Here is a 22564-nt window from a genome sequence, read left to right as displayed (position 1 = left end):
GCGTATTACTTTCACATGCAAGATGTTGTAAATGAGCTGAAAGCCTTTGTTCGATTTTTTGGTTTTTGGCTTCTTATTTGTTTTATTGACCGTTTAATTTTCGTCTCCTTCTTTTACGATAAGATTGGTGGGGCGCGCAGCAAGGAAATATTCCGTATGTTCTATCATGGCTTGAGCCTTGATCTGTCGACGGTCGCTTATATTAGTGCATTACCCTTCGTAGTTTATTGTTTATTATCCTTCGTGAAGAAATGGAAATTTAGCCATAGGGCGCTTAATATCTATACTTTAGTTGTTCTTATCCTGTTCTTTGTCGTTTCTTTTATTAACGTTAATGTTTATAGGGAATGGGGCGATAAGATTTCAAAGCGTGCGGTTGATGCGTTCTTTGCATCACCTTCTGGTGCAGTGGCATCGGCGGAATCCACGCCGATCTTTCTCCCTATCCTAGGGATGATCGTGGGAATCGTCGGCTCGTATTATCTCTATCTACGTCTATTTAAAGGAATAAAGTTTGGAAATATTCGAACCTATTGGGGTATGGGGCTTCGCCTTCTTATTGGCGCATTTATCATATTTACCTTTATACGCGGTGGCTATGGTCGTGCTACTTTGAATCCAAGTAAAGCATACTATTCAGAGGAAGCATTCAATAACCATGCGGCGGTAAGCACCCAATGGGCACTATTGCGTGACTATTTTAAAAGTAGCACTTTATTGAAGTCTCCATATCGCTATTATCCAGACAGCGAGAACCTCTCGGAATATCTTCAACCTATTTTTGCTAATGATCCCGATTCTGCTGTAAATATCCTAACCACCCAAAGGCCCAATATTGTTTTCGTGCTTTTAGAAGGTTTTGTTGGCGACTTAGTCGAGTCGATGGGCGGCGAGAAAGGGATTACGCCCAATATGGAATCTTTTATCAAAGAAGGCGTGTTTTTTGATCGCATATATTCTGCATCCGATCGTTCGGATAAGGGGGTGATAGGCACGTTCAGTGCATTCCCCGCGCAGGGACCTGAAAGTGTAATCAAGTATATCAGTAAGCACGAGAACATGCATGCTTTTATGCAGGAACTCGATTCTGCAGGCTATCATAACTCCTTTTATCATGGTGGACAAAGCGAGTTTTATAACGTTAAATCCTACATGTTAACCCATGGTGTAGAGCGTGTTGTGGATAATGCGAATTTCTCGCCAACAGAAGAACGGGTATCTTGGGGAGTAACTGATGCTGTCGTTCTTAACCGGATGATAAAAGATCTTCGGAAAGAGCAAACCCCATTCTACAGCAGCATATTTACTCTGGTTAACCATGAGCCGTTCCAATTAAAAGGAGCCTATAAGTTTGGCTCAGATAATAACGCGAATAAGTTCAGAAGTACCGCATATTATACCGATTCCGTGTTGAATGATTTCGTAGAGAAAGCTAAGAAGGAAGCTTGGTATAAGAACACCTTGTTTGTGATGATTGCCGATCATGGGCATCGTCTTCCTGCTGAGAAATACGAAATATCCCACCCGAATCGTTTCCACATCCCGTTGTTGATGTTCGGCGAAGTAATCAAGCCCGAATATCGAGGCAAGAAGATATCGAGGATAGGTAGTCAAACAGATTTGGCGGCGACACTCTTGAAGCAACTGGGCTTACCGAGCGATAATTACGTATGGAGTCGCGACTTGTTCAATCCAACGACCCCGCAGATAGCTTTTTACAACTCCAAGGATGCTTTTGGAATCATCACACCCGAACAGTCGATTTCCTACGACAATGTTGGCAGTGTGATCAATTACAAGGCACATCCTGACTATCCCGTGGCTAAGACCGATAGTCTGTTGAATATCGCTAAAGCGTATTATCAATCGGTCTACAACCAATTTTTAAAGTATTAAAATGAAGGGAAAGATTATCCTCAAGGGACTTTTTGCCCCATATATCGCGTTGATTATACGCTTTACGATGATGTTGCTGATTTATCAGCTTCTCCGAGTCGGTTTCTACGCTTATAATGTCGATCAATTTCCACACGTGACCTTCTCCGAAATGATTCGCATGATGCTCGGTGGGCTAAAGTTCGACCTGGCAGCATTATTTTACCTCAATAGCTTGTATATCTTGATGATGGGGATTCCCTTACCTTTCAAGTATAAAGCCAGCTATCAGAAGGTAGCGAAGTGGGTATTCATCATCACGAACAGCATCGGGATTGGACTCAACCTGATCGATTATGCTTATTATCCCTTCACGTTAAAGCGTACTACAGGAACTGTATTCAGTCAGTTTGCTAATGAGCAAAACCTTTTTAAACTAATGACCGATTTCTTAATCGGCTACTGGTATTTGTTGTTGGAATTCGTACTGATCGTCTGGATCTTGATCAAGCTTTACGATCTGATCAAGATCGAATACAAGCGCTTTACAGGCTGGACATTCTATGCCGTTCACTTGGTAAGTTTGCTATTGGTTGCTTTCCTTTTTGTAGGCGGGGTTCGCGGAGGATGGGCACATAGCACGCGCCCAATTACACTTAGTAATGCCGGAGATTATGTAAAATCACCGGAAGAGATGAATATCGTTTTGAATACGCCTTTTTCTATCCTGAAGACTCTCAAGGCCGTAACATTGAAAGAGAAGAACTACTTCCCGGAGGATGAACTGGAAGCCATTTATCCGGTCATACATCAGCCGAAAGATTCTGCGGAATTCAAGCCGTTGAACGTTGTGTTCCTCATCATGGAAAGCTTCGGGAAAGAGCATATCGGATTCTTTAATAAAGAGCTCGATGCCGGTCAATACAAGGGATATACTCCATTTTTGGATTCTCTCATCGAGCATTCTTATACCTTTACGCGTTCCTATGCAAATGGACGTAAATCCATCGATGCCCTTCCATCTATCATCACCGGAATACCTTCTATCGCTGAGCCTTTTGTCCTGTCCATATATTCAGGAAATAAAACGACGAGCATTGCGAAGTTATTAGGCGAGAAGGGCTATGAAACAGCATTCTTCCACGGAGCACCAAACGGCAGCATGGGCTTTTCGGCCTATATGCAGTTGGCAGGAATCAAGAACTATTTCGGAAAAAATGAATATAACAACGATGATGATTTCGATGGTATCTGGGGAATCTGGGATGAGCCTTTCATGCAATTCATGGCGAAAAAGATAGACACCTTTAAGCAGCCATTCTTTAGCAGCTTCTTTTCCTTATCTTCTCATCACCCTTTTAAAGTTCCGGAGCAATATGCTGGGAAATTTCCGAAAGGGCAGTTACCATTGCATGAACCGATAGGCTATGCCGATAATGCCTTACGCCAATTTTTTAATACGGCTTCCAAAAGCGAATGGTATAATAATACATTATTTGTAATCGTGGCTGATCATGCCAGCATGATCCATTTTCCAGAATACAATACCACGCCAAACTTCTTTTCCATTCCGATCATATTCTACTATCCGGGAGGAGAACTTAAAGGTTTGTCGGATAAATTAGTACAACAAATCGATATTATGCCGACAGTGTTGAATTACCTGCAATATGATAAGCCCTACTTCGCTTTCGGTTCAGATGCCTTCGACCCTAGACGCGATAATTTCTTGGTCAATAACATTGGAGGAAGTTATAACTTCTTTATGGGCGATTACTTCATGACCTTCGATAATGAACGCCCGAGCTCCTTACACAATTTGAAAACAGATCCGTCGCTGTCGAAAGATTTAATGAAGGAAGAACCCCAAACGTTAGATTCGCTGAAACGACATTTAGAAGCTTTTATTCAGCAGTATAATAATCGGATGATTCATAATAAGCTTACGGCAGAATAAGGCTTCTAATCCTTTATTTTTCCGCCGAATTTATAGCGAAGGGTAAATTGCTGTTGATTGTCGATCTGTCCTGGTGAAAAGTGAAAGGAAGCTATAAACTTACCTTCGATTTTGTCGGATTTGAAGGGCATCCAGCCAAGATCCAAGCGATCATAGCGATCGCGATGATAAAAGGAGTCGCCGTTTGGAAGATTTAAAGCATCGCCCAGGTATAGCGTGTTAGCAATGAAGAACCGCTTATAGCCCAAGTGAATGTTAGAGATAAAGCCAGTGCCTTTATTATCATATTCTGAACGCAAGCGATCATATCCAAAAGCCGCACCAGCATCGATGGTTAACGAATCGAGGAAAGTCTTCTCGCTTAAGTCAGCCCCAAGTTTCAACATCAAAATAGCATTATCTTGAATATGCTCGTCGAGGCTGTCATTGCTTGTTAAAGCATTGTGATAAAGCAAACCGTCATTGCTGATATAGAAATTGCCCATGCTATACTTACCTGAAATACCGGCAACAAATTGTTCACGTTTGGTATAGCTTTGTTTGCTCAGCCAATCGATGTAAACCGCTTGCTTGAAGTTGCTGTTCCTGTACTGAAAATACATCCCCTCCACATTTGGACGGTCATACATCAGGGTATCTGCTAATACCATCTTCGGTACGTCTTTCAAACGCTCATAACGAGGGATAAATCCAATTGCAAAATCAATATGCTCGGTTGCGTAGTTGTAATACGCTATAGGTTTTACACGCATCTTATTATCCCCATGCGATCCAAACTCCTGGTTAACATGTACACCGCCATACACACGATGCTTCTCTTCCAATTGGAAGTAAAGATGGGGAGATAAGGTCGCGCCAAATAGGGTCTTCGGAACGGTATAAGGAGCCTGATATTCGCGATTATCCGCATAGCCAAAAAAGTCGATGCCATAACCGATCTGTTGGGCTTTGCTATTGTTGATAAATCCTAATAAAATGAAGAGGAAGAAGGCGCGAAGAATAGGATACTTATTATTTAACATGTTAAGAATTAAAGGTACTGTAGTATTCCTACAAATATAAAAGAATTTGCGGTCTGGAAACTTCTTAGAAACGAGATATTTGCTAATCAATATGTCAAAGAACCTTTGTGGCGTTCTTCGCCGAACGTCCGGCTTGCCTAATGTTATGCATTAATAGCAATTCTTTAATTTATACTGGTCAAAACTATACTAATTGCACAGTAAAGAACTGTTAATTTTTAACTTATTCACGGGAATCCCAGTTGTCGTTTAATGTGTACCCCGCTATCCAGAATGTCGCAGAGCTGCTTTGTAACTAAAAAACTTTCATGTTTCCATTGAAACACCAACAGGGATGAAGGTTCTTGATGGCCTTTAAAAACAGACACTTTCAGAAAAAAAGAAGCCATCCTTTCGGGATGGCTTCTTTTCTAAATATGCTACTCGGAAGATTATACTTCCAATAATAATCTTGCAGGATCTTCTAATAGTTGTTTAACACGAACTAGGAAGCTTACTGACTCACGACCGTCAATGATACGGTGATCATAAGATAACGCGATGTACATCATCGGACGGATAACTACTTGACCATTTTCAGCAATAGGGCGTTGCACGATGTTGTGCATACCTAAGATTGCTGATTGAGGAGCATTGATGATAGGAGTAGACATCATCGATCCAAATACACCACCGTTAGTGATTGTAAATGTACCGCCAGTCATTTCTTCGATCGTCAATTTGTTATCACGAGCTTTACCCGCTAATTCAGCGATTGCTTTTTCAATTTCGTATAATGCCATCGACTCTGCATTTCTGATAACCGGAACCACTAATCCTTTTGGAGCAGAAACCGCGATAGAAATATCAGCGAAATCAGAATAAACGATTTCATTTTCTTCGATACGAGCATTTACAGCAGGCCATTCTTTCAATGCAGTAGTTACTGCTTTCGTGAAGAATGACATAAAGCCTAGACCAATACCGTGTTTTTCTTTGAAGGTATCTTTGTATTTCGCTCTTAAGTCCATGATCGGCTGCATGTTCACTTCGTTGAACGTAGTCAACATCGCAGTTTCATTTTTAACAGCTACTAAACGCTTAGCGATAGTTTTACGCAAGGAGCTCATTTTCTCACGGCGCTCATTTCTTGAACCGGCAACTGCAGGCGCAGCAGCAGGAGCAGGGCTTGCCGCAGGTTTTGCAGCAGCTGGCTTAGCAGCAGCACCAGCTTGTGCTTTCTCAGCATCCTCTTTAGTGATTCTACCGTCTTTACCTGTACCTTTTATTGTAGAAGGGTCAATACCTTTTTCTCTTAAAATCTTAGCAGCAGCAGGAGATGCAGTACCAGCAGCATATGTCTCTGGGCTTTCATCTTCTTCCGCTTTAGCAGCAGGAGCAGCTTCTTTTGCAGGAGCTTCTTCTTTTTTCTCGCCTGAAGCAGCAGGTGCATCACCGTCTTCGATTGTACAAACAACAGCACCAATTTCTAAGGTGTCGCCTTCTTGTGCAATGATACGTAAGATACCAGCTTTCTCTGCAGGTAGTTCAAAAGTAGCTTTATCTGATTCCAATTCGGCGATATTTTCGTCCATCTCGACGTAATCACCATCTTGTTTTAGCCATTGGGCTAAAGTCACTTCCGTAATTGACTCTCCAACTGTAGGGACTTTAATTTCTAAGCTCATATGTTATTTTTTTAAACCAGCCGTTATACACTATAAAGATACAACGGCTGGTTAAATAAATTGTTTATTCGAATGATTTATTTACGATTGCTTCTTGTTGTGCAACATGTTTTTTCATGTATCCTGTTGCCGGACTACCACTAGCTGTACGCGCGATATAATCAGTGAATTCAATATCTGTTTTACGTAATGTACGGCAGTAATAAGGCCATGCTCCCATGTTCTCATTTTCTTCCTGAACCCAGATAAATTCTTTCGCCTTGTTATATTTTTTGTGGATTGCTTTTAATTGCTCGATTGGGCTAGGGTATAGCTGCTCAATTCTAACAATAGCTACATCTGTACGCTTATCTGCTTGTTGTTTCTCTAATAGATCGTAGTAGATCTTTCCAGAACAGAACAATACACGTTTTACGGATGCTGCTTTTACGTAGCTGTCATCGATAACTTCTTGGAAGTTTACTTTCGTGAAATCTGCTAATTTAGAAACCACTTTTGGATGACGTAATAAGCTTTTCGGTGTGAATACTACTAATGGTTTACGGAAGTCGCGAACTAACTGACGACGTAGTAAGTGGAAGTAGTTTGCTGGAGTAGTACAGTTGGCAATGATTAAGTTGTCGTTTGCACATAATTCCAAGAAACGCTCAATACGACCTGAAGAGTGTTCAGGACCCTGACCTTCCATACCATGAGGTAGCATCATTACTAATCCATTCGAACGTCTCCATTTCGTTTCCGCACTACTTAAGTATTGGTCAACAATAATCTGAGCCCCGTTGTAGAAGTCACCAAACTGTGCTTCCCAAACCGTTAATGAGCTAGGATTTGCCAACGCATAACCGTATTCAAAACCTAATACCGCATACTCTGATAATAAAGAGTTGTAGATATTGAAACGCTCACCACCATTAACCTGTGCTAATGGGATATATTTCTCTTCCGAATCTTCTAATGTCAATACAGCGTGACGGTGCGAGAATGTTCCACGTTGAACATCCTGACCCGAGATACGAACGCGTTTGCCTTCGTTCAACAAAGTCGCATAAGCCATCAACTCGCCCATCGCCCAATCGTAAGAATCGTTCTTGATCATCGCTGCGCGATCTTCAAATAACTTAGAAATTTTGCGGAAGAACTTTTTGTCTTTAGGTAGCGTAGTAATTTCTGTCGCTAGCGTCTTGAACTCTTTCTCAGAAACTTTCGTCACAGCCTCGCCGAAGATATCTGTCTTCTTAGCCTGACGAAGACCTTTCCACGCGCCACCAAACATCGGAACCTCATCTTCTAAGCTTTCTGTCTGCTTCGATTCGTCTAACTGCGATTGTAAATAATCTTTAAATTCTTTCTCTACCGCTTTAGCATATGCCGCGTCGATCGTACCTTCTTCCTGAAGTTTCTTAGCATAAACTTCTTTCGGATTAGCGTGCTTTTCGATTGCTTTGTACAACAATGGCTGTGTGAACTTAGGCTCATCTGCCTCGTTGTGACCATAACGTCTGTAACATAATAAATCGATAAATACATCAGTTTTATATTTCTGACGGTATTCTACCGCTAAATTGATTGCATATACTACTGCTTCAGCATCATCACCATTCACATGGAATACTGGAGAAGAAGTAATCTTAGCAACGTCAGTACAGTAAGTACCAGAACGCGCATCTTTATAGTTTGTCGTGAAACCTACTTGGTTGTTGATAACGATGTGAATCGTACCACCAGTACGGTAGCCTTCAAGCTTTGACATTTGAGTAACCTCGTAAACAACACCTTGACCAGCAATAGCCGCATCACCATGAATTAAGATAGGAGCGATCTTCGATGCATCACCATCGTATTTCATGTCGATCTTAGAACGAACAATACCCTCAACAATTGGATCTACAGTTTCCAAGTGTGATGGGTTTGGCGCTAATGACAAGTGAATTTGTTTTCCAGAGTCTGTCGTGATATCAGAAGAATAACCTAAGTGATATTTTACGTCACCACCAAATTGTAATTCAGGATCTTCCTCTGCATACATCTTACCTTCAAACTCGGAAAGGATAGTTTTATAAGGTTTACCCATGATGTTTGCCAATACGTTCAAACGACCACGGTGAGCCATACCGATCATGAACTCTTGGATGCCTAGGTTTCCACCTATTTCCAATACCGAGTCAAGAGCAGGAATTAAGGCTTCTGCACCCTCTAAAGAGAAACGTTTTTGACCTAAGAATTTTGTACCTAGGAAGTTTTCAAAAACAACCGCTCTATTTAATTTCTTTAATATACGTTCTTTGGTTTCCTTATCGTAGTTCGGCTTGTTGCGATCAGCCTCCATACGGTCTTGAAGCCATTTAATCTTCTCGGGGTTACGAATGTATTTAAACTCCGCACCGATAGAACGGCAATAAGTATCTTCAATTAATTGGCGGATATCGCGCAATTTTGCCGGACCTAATCCAACCTCAACACCTGCATTGAATACAGTGTCCATGTCAGCTTCAGATAATCCGAAAGTCTCTAATTCTTTGCCAGGGTAGTATTTGCGACGCTCGCGAACCGGGTTAGTGTGAGTGAAAAGGTGACCACGGTCTCTGTAACCGTGAATCATATTAAGAACATCGATTTCCTTTAAAGCGTGTTCTGATACATTTTCAACATCTACAGAACCTGAAACGCCTTCAGAACCTTGTCCAAATTCAAATCCTTCAAAAAACTTTTGCCAGCCAAAGTCTACTGCGTTTGGATCGGCTTTGTACGCTTGATATAATCCATCGATATAACTCGAATCGGCATTACTCAAATATGTCAATTTGTCCATGTGGATAGGTAAGATAAAATTTTGCCAAATTTATAAATAATAATAGAGTTTTCCTCATTTAATACCGATAAAATACAATGTTTTAACCGGATTTTCGACAATTATTAAATATTTAAAATTAAATGTCGATTTTAAATAAACAACCTATGTTTTACCGTAAATAAGACAATATTTCAAAATGTAAATTTATAATTATGCTTTCTGTGTTTCTAGTTTTTTTGCGAGCTCCTGCCAGTTGCTCGAAACGTTCTCTTTATCGCTTGTTCCTACTCCGGCTACGTGCGACCAATATCCATAATTTGAAGCTGGATTATAGTCCAGCAAATGCTCCTCAAAAAAGGATGCTCCCAACAACCAGTTGCTACTGATTTCTTGTATGTAGTAACTCGCCAATAATCGACGGTTCAAATAAGTCAGGTTGCCGTTCCGTAATAGCTGTGCCATCGTCTCGTCAATCACTTCTTCTCCTGTCGTTCCGCTCATCCACTTGCGGATAGCTTCAGAATCCAGCTCTTCCGAAAAATGCTTATCCTCTTGCAACCCATTAGGCTTAAAAAAGATATTCGGATACTTCTTCAGCATAAAGCGGAAATAGTCTCTCCACAGCAAGGCCGTAAGTAAACGTTCGTAGCGTTTTTTATTTTGGCTGAGACTCGATCGGGTCATCTCATCGTACACGAACATCGGGGACAAAGCACCAACCGCAATATAATGCGAAATATAGGTGAAGTTTCGGCAATCAGTGAAGTTCGGGTCTAGCAAGTTTGTTAGCTTTTCGATCGCTTTTTCCTCGCCGCCATCAAATGATCGGCCTTGTAGACTTTGTATTTCATCCTCCGAAAAACCTAAGCTCGCCAGGCTCGGAATCTCCGTTGCCTCCAAATGCTGCGGACTCGCAATCGATGAGGGCGCTGCTAACGGTTTGCGAACCATGCTCTCGCGTTCTATTTTTTTTCTGAAAATGTTGAATTTGTTGGGGATGTCCTTGATAGGAAAGGGGAGATCTTCTTTATGGTATAGCGTGTGACCGATAAAATGCTTAAGATTGATTTTATTGTCCCAGAGTGCCGCTTCCACGAGCTCCGAGACCATCGTCTCTCGGTAGGCTACTTCGCGGTGATGATAAACCTCATCGACTTCGTACTTTGCACATAGCTGCGGCAGAATTTCTTCAGGATAGCCAATGAAAGTCATCAAGTCGCTCTGCATCCCTTGGAGTTTCTCTTTTAAATGAGAGACCGATTCTAAGAGGAAGGATGCGCGTAGGATACCGGTATTCTTCTGCGCGAATTTGTTCGTTTTAAAATAGCGTGGATCAAAACAATAAACGGGAATAATCAGGTCGGATTTATTTATCGCCTCCACTAAAACTTCGTTATCATGCAAACGTAAATCATTCCTGAACCAAACTAATACAACTTTCTTACCCATTTTAATTATTTTCCCCAAATAGTGCTAAGCAACAAATATAAGGTATCAGACCCACCTATGCCGGATAGAAGCGGTATTTTTACATGTTGTAGACAATGTTTTATTAGGGAAATTGTTTTCATTTGTAAAATTATCAAATAGAAGAAACATTCGTCTCCGTTTGTCTGTTAAAGGATTCAAGATGGAACGTAATTGTGGATTTTGATGTAGGATCGATGGAAGTAATCATATCCGGCTTGAATTCCTATCTAGGAAGAAGAGCCATGAGTAATTTACATAAAGAGGATTTTCAAGTACATGGGATCGTGCGCGACGTGGATTTATTCCGCGCCAGATCAACAGAAGAACTAACAGGAACCTTAAATAAAGTAGATCTCTTAAGAAAAGGGAAGGAATTCGACGAATTTAAATTGCATACGAACGCCGATTTGGCGATCTATATTACCCATGTCCCTGATTTAGGAGAAATGGTCAATCTAAATCTGGAGGTTATTACCCTAAGTAATTTTATTGAATTAGCGCGCCGCAACGGGTGCAACCGAATCATATACATAGCGCGTTTGATGGATAAGCCTTTTATTCATACCATAAGGTCGGTATTGGATTCTTGCGGTATTGCTTATACCATTGTGCTCAAAAATCTCGCTATTGGCAAAGGAAGCGTGCTCGATCGCTACATGCGCCAAGTGTTGAATAGCAAGTATTTACCCTATGATTCTGCCCTTGCGAAGTTGAAATTTAGCCCTATTTCGGCATTAGATCTGTTGCGGTGGATCTATAATGTCGATTGGAATAAAAACTTCATCAATGAAGTAATAGAAATCGGCGGACCCAATACGCTGACTGTTCAGGAAATGTTCCGCTTATATCGGAAGAATCTGTTCCCGAATTCGCCTGTGAAGAGCATCAAGCTCCCGCATTCTATCATGAGCATTTTCTACAAGAAGTTTTACCATATCAACTCAGAAGATCTCGTCGAATTTAAACGCCTGATGAAACGGGAATATCCAATTGATAACTCCCATTGGAAACAAATTATCCTATTTTCTTTCACACCCCTCGACCAGGTAATTAGTGGCGGTTAATGGCCTTCTAAATTTCCTTTATACGCTGATTTGCGTTACATTTGTAGCTAAGCTATTTTATTGATATGGGATATAAAAGCTTACACGAATGTGTAATTGATCTTGAAAACAACGGGCATTTAATCAGAATAAAAGAGGAGGTAGACCCCTACCTAGAAATGGCCGCCATCCACATGCGTGTTTATGATGCGCAAGGACCTGCAATATATTTCGAAAACATCAAAGGATCTAAGTTTCCGGCAGTTTCCAACCTGTTCGGCACGCTTGAACGGTCGAAGTTCATGTTCAGAGACTCCTTGGAACACGTCAAACGCTTGGTCGATGTTAAGATGAACCCCATGTCGGTGTTGAAAAATCCATTTCGATATGCCGGCTCTTCTATGGTTGCCTTAGGAGCCTTGCCATGGAAGAAAAAATCTAATGCTCCGATTCTTTACGGTCGCACGAGCATCGCCGAATTGCCGCAGATTGTCAATTGGCCGATGGACGGTGGCCCTTTCGTAACCATGCCACAAGTATATACAGAGGACGTTACGAAGCCCGGTATCATGAATGCCAATTTAGGGATGTACAGAATTCAGTTGGCAGGCAACGATTATATCCAAAACGAAGAAATTGGATTGCACTATCAATTGCACCGAGGCATTGGTGTACACCAAACCAAAGCAAATCAGTTAGGCAAGCCATTGAAAGTCAGCATATTCGTCGGAGGACCTCCCTCGCACCCACTATCTGCCGTGATGCCCTTGCCGGAAGGTTTATCGGAGATGATATTTGCAGGAACTTTGGGTAACCGCCGCTTTCGGTATTTCTATGATGATGAGGGATTTTGCATTTCTGCAGATGCCGACTTCGTGATTACTGGTACGGTGTATCCGAACGAAAATAAACCGGAAGGACCATTTGGCGATCATATCGGTTACTACTCCTTAGTGCATGATTTTCCGTTGATGAAAGTGCATAAGGTTTACCACAAGAAAGATCCAATCTGGTCTTTCACGGTCGTTGGCCGTCCGCCACAGGAGGATACTAGCTTTGGTGCGCTCATCCATGAAATAACAGGAAATGCTATCCCGCAACAAATTGCGGGTTTACATGCCGTACATGCCGTCGATCCTGCAGGCGTTCACCCCTTGCTTTTTGCGATAGGAAGCGAACGCTACACCCCATACCAAAAGGTGGAAAGACCGCAGGAGGTATTGACAATCGCTAACCAAATTTTGGGAACAAACCAACTTAGCTTAGCGAAGTTCTTGTTCATTTCCGCTTTTGAAGATAACCCAAAACTTGATATCCATGACATCGAAGGTTTCTTTACCCATATTTTCGAACGTATCGATTTAACGCGCGATCTACACTTCCTAACCAATACCACCATTGATACTTTGGATTATACAGGCGATGGATTAAATGCAGGATCGAAAGTGACTTTTGCTGCGGTAGGCGATAAAAAGCGCGAACTTGCTCGTTCCTTGCCTGCAGGTTTTGATCTTCCACGCCCTTTCCAACATGCTAAACTTGCATTGCCGGGAATCGTTGTCGTGGATGGAAAGGCATTCAGTACTTACGCAGAAGAGGCGAAAGTGTTAGAAGAATGGACCCATGCAGCGAAAGCTGCGGATTGGACCGGTATTCAATGTATAGTTCTTGCTGATGATGCTGGCTTTGTCGCCGAGAATGTAAACAACTTCGTCTGGACGACTTTCACAAGAAGCAATCCGTCGCATGATATCTATGGAATCGATAGCTTTACCGAATACAAACATTGGGGATGCCGTGGTCCGGTTATTATCGACGCCAGAGCGAAACCTCATCACGCACCAGATCTTATAAAAGATCCTGCTGTAGAACGTCGTGTCGATCAGTTAGGTACTAAAGGTGGTTCGCTGCACGGAATTATCTAATGAAATAGAAGTTCTTCGCTTCTAGAGTTATTCATAATGCCTCTAGGTAATCAGTAATTGGCTGATTACCTGGAGGCATTCTTTTTTCTGAAACTGTCTGTTTTCAAAGGCCATCAAGAACTTTTCATACCTGGTTCGACAGTCATTCATATGATAACCCATATAAAGCCCAATCATAACCCTTTCGAAGCGGGTTTGATTGGGTTTTATATTGGGTTTGAAAGGGCTTTGAAAGGGGAGTGAGACGTAGCGCTGTCTTTTCAAGTTTGTTGTTCTTTGTTTTAATGAAACGTTCTTTTTCGTATCAAAACGTTAACAAAAATGTATTTATATTATTAATATTTCAATAAAATTTAAAAAACATTATGATATTAATTATTTAATCGTTTACTTTGTATCATTAATTAAACAAAAACAAGCATTAGATATTAAAATTGAAATTTTATGTGTGGAATCGTAGGTGCATTTGATTTGAAACAGTCCGCTGAGGGTTTAAGGCCTCAGGTATTAGAGATGTCGAAAAGAATTCGTCATAGAGGACCGGATTGGTCAGGAATCTTTAGTTCTGACCGTGCTATTTTAGCTCATGAGCGATTAGCGATTGTTGACCCTAAGTCGGGAAGTCAGCCTTTGTTCAGCCCTGATGGACAAGTTGTATTAGCTGTAAATGGAGAGATCTATAACCACCAAGACCTACGAAATTCTCTACCAAATTATCAGTTTTCAACGCAGTCTGATTCAGAAGTTGTATTGGCATTATACTTGGAAAAAGGTCCTTCTTTTGTCGAGGAATTAAACGGAATCTTTGGGTTCGCTTTATATGATGGACGTGACGATTCTTTCTTCTTCGCCCGTGACCACATGGGAATCATCCCACTATATTACGGTAAAGATGAGTTCGGACAGCTTTTTGTTGCATCTGAACTGAAATCTCTGGAAGGTTTTTGTGTAGAAATAGATCAGTTTCCTCCAGGACATTATCTATACAGCAAGGAGGGCTTAACACCACAACGTTGGTACAGCCGTGATTGGGAATCCTATGATACAGTGAAGGATGCAGCAACGGACATTGCAGTATTGAGAAAGGGACTGGAAGATGCGGTGCATCGTCAGCTTATGTCGGATGTTCCCTATGGTGTGCTATTATCGGGAGGATTAGATTCCTCAGTCATTGCAGCTGTAACCAAGAAATTTGCATCGAAACGTATTGAGAGCCAAGATCAGGAAGATGCATGGTATCCACAATTGCATTCCTTCGCTGTGGGATTGGTAGGCTCACCGGATCTTATCGCCGCACAAAAGGCAGCAGACCATATCGGCACTATCCACCATGAGGTGAACTTCACCATACAGGAGGGATTGGATGCCATTCGAGATGTAATCTACCATCTGGAAACCTATGATGTGACTACCATTCGCGCTTCGACGCCCATGTATCTTCTGGCCCGCGTAATCAAGTCTATGGGTATTAAGATGGTATTGTCGGGAGAAGGGTCGGATGAGTTATTCGGTGGTTACCTGTATTTCCATAAGGCACCAAACGCACAAGAGTTTCATGAGGAAACGGTTCGCAAGCTGAAAAAGCTGTATCTATACGATTGTCTACGTGCTAACAAATCACTCGCCGCTTGGGGAGTTGAAGGAAGGGTGCCGTTTTTGGACAAGGAGTTTATGGATATCGCGATGAGCATCAACCCGGAAGATAAGATGATTAAAGATGGACGTATGGAGAAATGGGTAGTCCGTAAGGCATTCGAGGATTATCTGCCAGAGAGCATCGCTTGGCGCCAGAAGGAGCAGTTTTCAGATGGAGTAGGCTATTCGTGGATCGACACGCTGAAAGAACAAGCCGAACGCTTAGTGAGCGACACAGACTTCGAAACAGCGGCAAGCCGTTTCCCTATCAATACACCGAAAAATAAAGAGGAATATCTATACCGCAGTATCTTTGAATCACACTTCCCTTCGGATGCAGCAGCGAAGACCGTGCCTTCCGTTAAATCAGTGGCATGCAGCACGCCCGAGGCTTTATTATGGGACGCTTCATTCCAGAACTTAAATGACCCGTCGGGTAGAGCAGTAGCATCAGTGCATAATGAGAGTTATGAGAAAGTTTCTGTTTTAGATATTAGACATTAGATTTTAGACATTAGAGTATGTCGGGTGTCTTTGAATCAGGAAAGGAAGGATGTAAGGATTGGCAGGATCATGTTGAAAGAAAAAATGGGGCTGTTTCTGAACCAAGAAAGGAAGGATATAAAGATTGACAGGATCCTGTTCATCCTTACATCCTTCCTTTCCTGGTTCAAAACAAAAAGCACTCCTTCAAAACATACTTTCCTTTTTTGGTTCAAAACAATCCTCCCTTCCAGTTCAAAGTAAAAGCTCAGACCACATCAAAATATCATAACTGATATCAAAAAAGAATGGCGCCTAATCGGCGCCATACAAAGTCTAATGTCTAAAATCTAATATCTAAAATCTAAACCCCAAAGGTTTTTTCTAAAATCTCGAAAGCTATTTCGGCCATCTTATTTCCTTGTTTATCCAGTAGAGGGTTGACCTCGACAATTTCAAAACACTTTACGCGTTCATCCTTCATCAGGTCGATAATAATCTCTTGGACCTCGCTAGGGAGAAAGCCTTTTGGTACCGGCGTGCCTGTACCTTCGGATACTAGATCGCTGTCCATGCTATCGACGTCGAAGGAAACGTAAAGAATGTCGCAGTCGGCTAGTCTTTCTTGGCATTCTGCGATGCAAGCAGGTATTCCTTTTCTTCTGACCTCATCTACTTTATAGTTTTTGATGCCTAGTTTTTCAATGAGTTGGTCTTCCTCGATCTCTGTATCACGCACACCGAAATAAACAATATGTTCTTTTTCGACCCGCGTGCCGTGGTCGCTCATCGCTTTCAGTTTATTCCAATAGGCCTGCGTTTCCGGATTGATGTCGTTTTTTTGTGCAGAGGTATTATCGATACCTAGGATCGCCGCAATTGGCATCCCATGCATATTTCCTGATGGGGTGGTATATGGCGAATGTATATCCGCATGTGCGTCGATCCATATAATCCCTAATTTCTTGTTTGGGAATTTCGCACGAATACCGGCTACTGTTCCAATAGCTGAGGAATGGTCTCCCGAGAAAACAAGTGGGAAGTTTGCCTTCATCAGGCTATTCTCGACGATAGAACACAGATCTTTACACTGCTGGTAAATCTGTTTGATGTGCTTTGCGCAGGTGTTCCCTTCGATTTCGTAAACCGATTCGTTTCGGGTCGGCACGTCGATAAATGGATGTTTTTTGAAAAAGAAGCTCCCCTTATTGATTGCTGCAATTTCCATTGCATCAATCCCCAAGTCGGCACCGCGTGTGCCAGCACCGATATCCGACCTGTTCTTGATCAGTTCAATTGGTCTTTCCATATTATGATGCAAAGTTAACTAAAGACTTTTCGATAATGTGAAGACATTCCTCGATTTGTTCTTTTGTAATGACCAAAGGGGGAGCTAAGCGTATTTTATTACCATGCGTAGGTTTCGCCAATAGTCCGTTTTCTTTAAAGGCTAAGCAGATGTTCCAAGCGGTATCATCATCTTCAGCTGCATCTATCACGATAGCTGTTAGCAATCCTTTTCCGCGTACGGTAGTGATGAGTTTGCAGCGTGTTGCGATATCGGTCAAGCCTGCTCTGAAAAGTTTGCCCATTTCTTCGGCACGATTGGCAAGGTCTTCATCGATAACCGTTTTAACAGCTTCCAATGCTACCGCACAGGCAAGCGGGTTACCTCCATAAGTAGATCCATGTTCTCCAGGTTTGATGGTCAACATCACTTCATCATTTGCTAACACCGCAGACACAGGCAGCACACCTCCGGACAAAGCTTTGCCCAGGATAATGACATCTGGTTTACTCTTTGAATCCTTATCGTTTATATCGTATGAGGCAAGCATGCTTCCGGTACGTGCTATTCCGGTTTGGATTTCATCTGCGATGAATAGAACATTATATTGTGAACACAACGCTCTTACTTGCTGTAGGTAGTCCTCGCTAGGTACGATGATGCCAGCCTCGCCTTGTATAGGTTCTACAATAAAACCCGCGATATGTGGGTCAGATTTTAGCAAGCTTTCGAAAGCTTTGATATCGTTGTATGGCACCTGAACAATACCCTCTAGGAAAGGGCCAAAGTTCGTAGTCGCCGTGCTGTCGTTTGAAGCGGAGATTACAGATAATGTTCTGCCATGGAAATTATCTTTAGCAAATACTATCTTCGCACTGTTTTCCGGAAGACCCTTCACTTGGTATGCCCATTTTCTACATAGCTTCATCGCAGTCTCCACCGCTTCCACACCTGAGTTCATCATCAATGCCTTGTCAAATCCGAATAGATTGCATAGGAACTCTTCCAACTCGCCGAGCTTATTGTTGTAGAATGCACGAGAGGTAAGTGTTAGTTTTTCTGCTTGCGATTTTAGCGCATTGATAATGCGTGGATGGCAATGTCCTTGATTGACCGCTGAGTATGCTGAAAGGAAGTCATAATATCTTTTGCCTTCAACATCCCACACAAATACGCCTTCACCTTTTTCTAATACAACGGGCAGAGGATGATAGTTATGTGCTCCATATTTTTCTTCTAAGTCAATAAAGTGCTGAGCGTTGAGATTTTTACTAGAGATATTCATAATTGTTATTTTTTACGTAGGTTCGAAAACCAAAATTAAGTTATTTTTATTCAAAAACAACATTTCAGTATGTAATTTGACTTTATTGTTTGTATTTTTGAGTTAAATTAACGTCAGCATAAACCTATGAATAGCATAAATAAACTAGACGAGTTTGATGTAAATATCCTAAAGATTCTTGAGCGGGATGGTCGAATAGCCTATTCTGCAATCGCGACTGAATTGGGCGTTTCGAATACCATGGTTCATCAAAGAATCAACAGATTGACTGAGCAGGGGATTTTGGAAGGGGTAAGACCTGTGCTGAATGAGAAGGCGTTAGGCTATGATTGGGGCGCTTTTACAGGGATAAGTTTGGAAAAAGATGGCGACTCGAAGCGGGTTATTGAAGAGTTACAAAAGATTCCGGAGGTTACCGAGTGTTATTACATCACCGGTAATTACACGCTATACATCAAGATCATAGCTAAGAATCATGAGCATATGCGGCAGTTGCTCTATGAAAAAATAGATAATATACCAGGGATAGCAAAGACAGACTCAATTATAGAATTAGGATGCGCCTTTAAGCGCAATGTTATTCTCTAGGGCCTATTAGCGAGGGAATGCTTCTAAGTATTAGCTGGAGTAGGCTAGCTGATAATTCTTGTCTAAGATCTTTCCGAATCCGGTAAATACGGCATTACTGAAATCTGTAAGATGTTCGTAATCTGTAGTTTCCGGAATTTCATTAAGTAGATTCTTAAATTGTTGCCAATGTTGCATAAAGTCAGCCTGATCGCCTCTGAAAAAGTTAAGCCCGCGTTGAATCCCTCTTTTTTCTAGCATTTTTGCAATGTAGGGGCCGCCTAGCGAAGAGCCTTCTAATACATATAGAGCCACTAATGCTTCGGGATAATTTTGTGGAATCGGCAGTGCCGAGAGTCCACCAATGGCTATGGCTTTACCTGTTTGCAGTTCCTCAAAATCCTGTAAAATAAGTGGAGATCTTTTTTCACAAAGTTCTGCGGCAGCTTGCTGCTCCTGCAGATATGGAAAACTCAATTCCTCAATCCCCTGATAGAACAAATAGAATTTCTCTAGCAAGGCTATATAGTCATCCTCATTATTTATCTTCTTGATTTGATCGATAACAAGTTTCTCTACTTGCTTATGAGATGTTAAAGTTTCCGACTTCAGGATTTCAGAAAGGTTCGCCATGTTTTTATTTTTGAATTGAGACAACGTTATGATTTGGAAAATAGAGATGAATTTCAGTACCCATTCCTAAGTTACTTTGAATAGATATCTTGATACCTAGTTTATCGACGATTCTTTTTACTATCGCCATCCCAACACCAGATCCGTCGAATCCTGCGGAATTTGACATGCGTTTAAAAATCTCGTATATCGTGTCCAATTCTTCCTTAGCCATCCCAATGCCATTATCCTTAATGACATAAATTACACCATTGTTTTCCATGTAAGATTGAATCTCCACAAAGGGTTGGTCTGCTTTTGCCGAGTATTTAATCGCATTGCCGATAATGTTGAGGAATAGTTGATAGACCAATGTCTTTTCACCACAAACAGGTAAAAGTTCTTTACAGAAAACAGTTGTATTATTTGCCGAGAACCGTTCTTTGCTGTGGATGACGATTTCCTCAATGAACTTGTCGGTATTGATTAGTTCGGGCTCATATTGAAACACATTTGCTTTGGAAAACTCATGAATCTTATCTAACATATTAACAATCGTATCCACGCCATCTAAGATGTTAGTCGTCATGCGCTTGCGCATTTGGTCAGGGACATTGTCCTTACTGCGTAGAAATTCTCCGGATAGCTTGATAGCTGATAGGGGATTTTTCAAATCATGACTGATGGTATAAGAATAAGTGTCGAGGGCATTATTCATCTCGATCAACTGCTCATTAAGGTTTGATATCTCAGACGCTTTTTTAAGTAAAGTTTCTTGTAATAAATCCCTCAGGCGTCCGATGAAATGTGATTCGCGGAATGTCCATTTGGCTGATGTACCTTTCACCTGCTCCATCCAAACGTCGAAAGAAGTTCGTGGGGACGGTACAGTACTGTTCGACTTTTCGTCGAATGTGTAGTTTTTTTCAGGTTTTCCTGCCCATTTTTTGACTGTTTCTATCTCTCTTCTAAACCAGATCAGATGAAATCCTAGGGGACCAATGATTGGAAGACAGGCTATGCCTGGAAATTCTTTGAAACTAGTCTTCACACCTTCTATAGAATCAGTATGATGATGATTGGAGAGGTAGATGTTGGGTTTGTGCTTCCTTATGGCATCAACAAAAGCTGCAATATGCATGCGCGGAGGCGTAGAACCAAAGATATGGATATCATTATCCTGTATCAGAGCAAAACCGTCGCTCTGCATAAATTCATTCAGATCCGCACTGTAGGCTTTCAACTGCTGATAGACGTTGTTTTTCAGCAGTATAGTTTCCTTTATCTTGAGTTCCAAGTTCAGGGCATCCTCCATGTAAACTAAGCGTTTTTCATTCTTGAGATGCTGGAAGTGTGCCGCAGCGTAATGCGTTGCTGTCAATGCTAGATTTCTCTGCTGCAAATCAACGTGTAGCGCTTCGGGATGTTGGCAACATACTAATCCCCATAGTTTTCCCATCACCATAATAGAGATGCTTAAACTGGATTTGAAACCTGCATTTTGCAAATATTGGAGATGAATTGGGGATAATGAGCGAATGGCTACTTGTTGTAGGTCAAACTCTCTGTTAGCTGCTGTTTTTAATGTGGTCGGTTTAGCAGTAGCATCCACGATAAAACGAAGATGATTCTTGCTGTATAATTCGCGTGCCTGCTTCGGAATGTCGAATTCTGGATAGTTATACCCGAGGAATCGTTCAAGTTGTTCGTTGGCCACAGTTTCGGCAACTACTATTCCGCTGCTGTCCTCATTAAACTTGTAGACCATGATACGTTCGTAAGGAAGAAGCTCGCTAATTATTCGCGAAAGCTCTTGCCATAAGGTATCGGAGGAGCGGGATAGCGTGTTTAGATGACTATTGAATGATAGATTCTGAGCGGATTTATATAGAGGCTTTATTTCAAATTCCAAGTGGAAAAGATCGTTGACGCCATATACGGAAATGTAAAATGCGGTATCTCCAAGCATTATTTCCTCTGAAAAACGTAGTGTGTTTTGTTTTTCAATGCTCTGTAATGCTGCTTCTAGCTGTAGATTTAATTCTTTCCATTCTTCTACAATGACGTCAGACACCCTTTTGCCAACGATTTCGGTCGTATTATATACGCATTGGGCGGTCGCCGGGATGTCGCTATGTGCTAAGATATTCTGCTCTCGGTCTATAATGACTAAGAAACCAATAGGCTGAACAAGTCCAAGTAGATGAATTTTTTCATCCTCGCATTTTTGGGCATCAAAAATCATGTCTTACGTTAGAAGAAATAGTTAATAGTGATCACTATCTAAAAAATGGTGTGTGGGCATTTTATAGAGTTTATTCGACAAGATAGTCAATTTTTCCAGATTTTACCGATTTTATATATTGTAGCGAAAAAGTTGCAGGCAATCTGGAAATTTTTGTAAAGACGGATAATGTAATAGGGGTAAGGCCTTTTATTTTGAATGGATATAAATTGTTTTCAGTTTTAAGCATTGTTTATTATAATGTTTAAATTTGATTTAATGAGAAAATTGTTTGCAATTTTGTTTTTGTCAGTATATGTGTTTTCAACCACTGAATTGATTCAGTTGCTGAAACTACCACTGCTGATTGAACATTATTTGGAACATAAGACGCGGAACGCTACGCTTAGCCTCTCATCATTCATGGCTATTCATTATGCAGATGATCATTTAGAAAACCATCCTCAAGATGAAGATTATGATCAAGATAAGAGATTGCCATTTATGGTACATTCGTCAACATTGAATTTCATCTTCCTTTCGCCTACAGTGTGCAAGCTTGAGGTGATAAAGATGGATCAGGATGTTCCAGAAACGAAGATACCCTTCGCAGACGATCGTTTGATCGTATCTTCCTACCTATCCAATATTTGGCAACCGCCAAGAATCGTTTAACTCTATCCTACAGCCTTGCGTGTATTCGCCTGACTTTTCATTTAG

15 protein-coding genes are annotated in these 22564 nt (G+C 41.4%); 7 read left to right on the top strand and 8 right to left on the bottom strand.

Annotation, left to right across the window (positions count from 1 at the left end):
* The first annotated feature begins 15 nt into the window (after positions 1 to 15).
* Both DSM08_RS13955 and DSM08_RS13950 read left to right on the top strand, forming a co-directional pair.
* Positions 16 to 1896 carry an LTA synthase family protein gene (locus DSM08_RS13955; protein ID WP_149526731.1) on the top strand — a complete coding sequence of 627 codons (1881 nt, stop codon included), beginning with the start codon at positions 16 to 18 and terminating at the stop codon, positions 1894 to 1896.
* A gap of 1 nt (position 1897) precedes the next feature.
* Positions 1898 to 3832 (top strand): LTA synthase family protein, encoded by a 1935-nt coding sequence (locus DSM08_RS13950; RefSeq protein ID WP_149526730.1) that lies wholly within the window; start codon positions 1898 to 1900, stop codon positions 3830 to 3832.
* A gap of 5 nt (positions 3833 to 3837) precedes the next feature.
* Here the strand turns inward: DSM08_RS13950 and DSM08_RS13945 are convergent, their stop codons facing one another.
* The 4 genes from DSM08_RS13945 to DSM08_RS13930 all read right to left on the bottom strand — a co-directional run bounded on the left by DSM08_RS13945 (position 3838) and on the right by DSM08_RS13930 (position 10761).
* On the bottom strand, positions 3838 to 4854 hold the full coding sequence (locus DSM08_RS13945) for a hypothetical protein (RefSeq protein ID WP_246172274.1): 1017 nt from the start codon (positions 4852 to 4854) through the stop codon (positions 3838 to 3840).
* Positions 4855 to 5285: 431 nt separating this feature from the next.
* Entirely contained in the window at positions 5286 to 6521 is a 1236-nt protein-coding gene (odhB, locus tag DSM08_RS13940; RefSeq protein WP_149526729.1) for a 2-oxoglutarate dehydrogenase complex dihydrolipoyllysine-residue succinyltransferase, read from the bottom strand.
* 64 nt (positions 6522 to 6585) lie between these two features.
* Entirely contained in the window at positions 6586 to 9330 is a 2745-nt protein-coding gene (locus DSM08_RS13935; protein WP_149526728.1) for a 2-oxoglutarate dehydrogenase E1 component, read from the bottom strand.
* Between the two features lie 192 nt (positions 9331 to 9522).
* The gene (locus DSM08_RS13930; protein ID WP_149526727.1) at positions 9523 to 10761 is read right to left on the bottom strand and encodes a deoxyribodipyrimidine photo-lyase; all 1239 of its coding nucleotides are present in this window, start codon (positions 10759 to 10761) and stop codon (positions 9523 to 9525) included.
* A 263-nt stretch (positions 10762 to 11024) separates the two neighbouring features.
* On the opposite strand from DSM08_RS13930, the gene DSM08_RS13925 reads away from it, so the two are divergent.
* The 3 genes from DSM08_RS13925 to asnB all read left to right on the top strand — a co-directional run bounded on the left by DSM08_RS13925 (position 11025) and on the right by asnB (position 15889).
* Positions 11025 to 11846: a Rossmann-fold NAD(P)-binding domain-containing protein gene (locus DSM08_RS13925; protein ID WP_149526726.1), complete on the top strand. Its 822-nt coding sequence runs from the start codon at positions 11025 to 11027 to the stop codon at positions 11844 to 11846.
* Positions 11847 to 11911: 65 nt separating this feature from the next.
* Positions 11912 to 13750: a UbiD family decarboxylase gene (locus DSM08_RS13920; protein ID WP_149526725.1), complete on the top strand. Its 1839-nt coding sequence runs from the start codon at positions 11912 to 11914 to the stop codon at positions 13748 to 13750.
* 444 nt (positions 13751 to 14194) lie between these two features.
* Positions 14195 to 15889 carry an asparagine synthase B gene (gene asnB / locus DSM08_RS13915; protein ID WP_149526724.1) on the top strand — a complete coding sequence of 565 codons (1695 nt, stop codon included), beginning with the start codon at positions 14195 to 14197 and terminating at the stop codon, positions 15887 to 15889.
* 343 nt (positions 15890 to 16232) lie between these two features.
* On the opposite strand, the gene DSM08_RS13910 is transcribed toward asnB, so the two are convergent.
* Entirely contained in the window at positions 16233 to 17177 is a 945-nt protein-coding gene (locus tag DSM08_RS13910; protein WP_149526723.1) for an arginase, read from the bottom strand.
* A 1-nt stretch (position 17178) separates the two neighbouring features.
* Complete coding sequence (rocD, locus tag DSM08_RS13905; RefSeq protein WP_149526722.1) at positions 17179 to 18441, bottom strand: ornithine--oxo-acid transaminase; 1263 nt, start codon at positions 18439 to 18441, stop codon at positions 17179 to 17181.
* Positions 18442 to 18567: 126 nt separating this feature from the next.
* On the opposite strand from rocD, the gene DSM08_RS13900 reads away from it, so the two are divergent.
* Positions 18568 to 19029 (top strand): Lrp/AsnC family transcriptional regulator, encoded by a 462-nt coding sequence (locus DSM08_RS13900; RefSeq protein ID WP_246172272.1) that lies wholly within the window; start codon positions 18568 to 18570, stop codon positions 19027 to 19029.
* A gap of 30 nt (positions 19030 to 19059) precedes the next feature.
* Here the strand turns inward: DSM08_RS13900 and DSM08_RS13895 are convergent, their stop codons facing one another.
* Complete coding sequence (locus DSM08_RS13895; protein WP_149526721.1) at positions 19060 to 19641, bottom strand: biliverdin-producing heme oxygenase; 582 nt, start codon at positions 19639 to 19641, stop codon at positions 19060 to 19062.
* A 4-nt stretch (positions 19642 to 19645) separates the two neighbouring features.
* Positions 19646 to 21865 (bottom strand): ATP-binding protein, encoded by a 2220-nt coding sequence (locus DSM08_RS13890; protein WP_149526720.1) that lies wholly within the window; start codon positions 21863 to 21865, stop codon positions 19646 to 19648.
* Between the two features lie 258 nt (positions 21866 to 22123).
* Here DSM08_RS13890 and DSM08_RS13885 point away from each other — a divergent pair, with 258 nt between their 5' ends.
* The gene (locus tag DSM08_RS13885) at positions 22124 to 22519 is read left to right on the top strand and encodes a hypothetical protein (RefSeq protein ID WP_149526719.1); all 396 of its coding nucleotides are present in this window, start codon (positions 22124 to 22126) and stop codon (positions 22517 to 22519) included.
* Positions 22520 to 22564 lie beyond the last annotated feature (45 nt).

The sequence above is a fragment of the Sphingobacterium hotanense genome (assembly GCF_008274825.1).
Classification (GTDB): domain Bacteria; phylum Bacteroidota; class Bacteroidia; order Sphingobacteriales; family Sphingobacteriaceae; genus Sphingobacterium; species Sphingobacterium hotanense.
Note: the sequence above shows the minus strand (reverse complement) of the source record. Positions and strands in the feature narration are given on the sequence as shown.

Bases quoted from the DNA above. Each gene is read 5' to 3' on its own strand.
- DSM08_RS13890 (WP_149526720.1), bottom strand. From the start codon at position 21,865: ATGATTTTTGATGCCCAAAAATGCGAGGATGAAAAAATTCATCTACTT.
- DSM08_RS13920 (WP_149526725.1), top strand. From the start codon at position 11,912: ATGGGATATAAAAGCTTACACGAATGTGTAATTGATCTTGAAAACAAC.
- odhB (WP_149526729.1), bottom strand. From the start codon at position 6,521: ATGAGCTTAGAAATTAAAGTCCCTACAGTTGGAGAGTCAATTACGGAA.
- DSM08_RS13945 (WP_246172274.1), bottom strand. From the start codon at position 4,854: ATGTTAAATAATAAGTATCCTATTCTTCGCGCCTTCTTCCTCTTCATT.
- DSM08_RS13955 (WP_149526731.1), top strand. From the start codon at position 16: ATGCAAGATGTTGTAAATGAGCTGAAAGCCTTTGTTCGATTTTTTGGT.
- DSM08_RS13900 (WP_246172272.1), top strand. From the start codon at position 18,568: ATGAATAGCATAAATAAACTAGACGAGTTTGATGTAAATATCCTAAAG.
- DSM08_RS13930 (WP_149526727.1), bottom strand. From the start codon at position 10,761: ATGGGTAAGAAAGTTGTATTAGTTTGGTTCAGGAATGATTTACGTTTG.
- DSM08_RS13925 (WP_149526726.1), top strand. From the start codon at position 11,025: ATGAGTAATTTACATAAAGAGGATTTTCAAGTACATGGGATCGTGCGC.
- DSM08_RS13950 (WP_149526730.1), top strand. From the start codon at position 1,898: ATGAAGGGAAAGATTATCCTCAAGGGACTTTTTGCCCCATATATCGCG.
- DSM08_RS13895 (WP_149526721.1), bottom strand. From the start codon at position 19,641: ATGGCGAACCTTTCTGAAATCCTGAAGTCGGAAACTTTAACATCTCAT.
- DSM08_RS13935 (WP_149526728.1), bottom strand. From the start codon at position 9,330: ATGGACAAATTGACATATTTGAGTAATGCCGATTCGAGTTATATCGAT.
- DSM08_RS13885 (WP_149526719.1), top strand. From the start codon at position 22,124: ATGAGAAAATTGTTTGCAATTTTGTTTTTGTCAGTATATGTGTTTTCA.
- rocD (WP_149526722.1), bottom strand. From the start codon at position 18,441: ATGAATATCTCTAGTAAAAATCTCAACGCTCAGCACTTTATTGACTTA.
- DSM08_RS13910 (WP_149526723.1), bottom strand. From the start codon at position 17,177: ATGGAAAGACCAATTGAACTGATCAAGAACAGGTCGGATATCGGTGCT.
- asnB (WP_149526724.1), top strand. From the start codon at position 14,195: ATGTGTGGAATCGTAGGTGCATTTGATTTGAAACAGTCCGCTGAGGGT.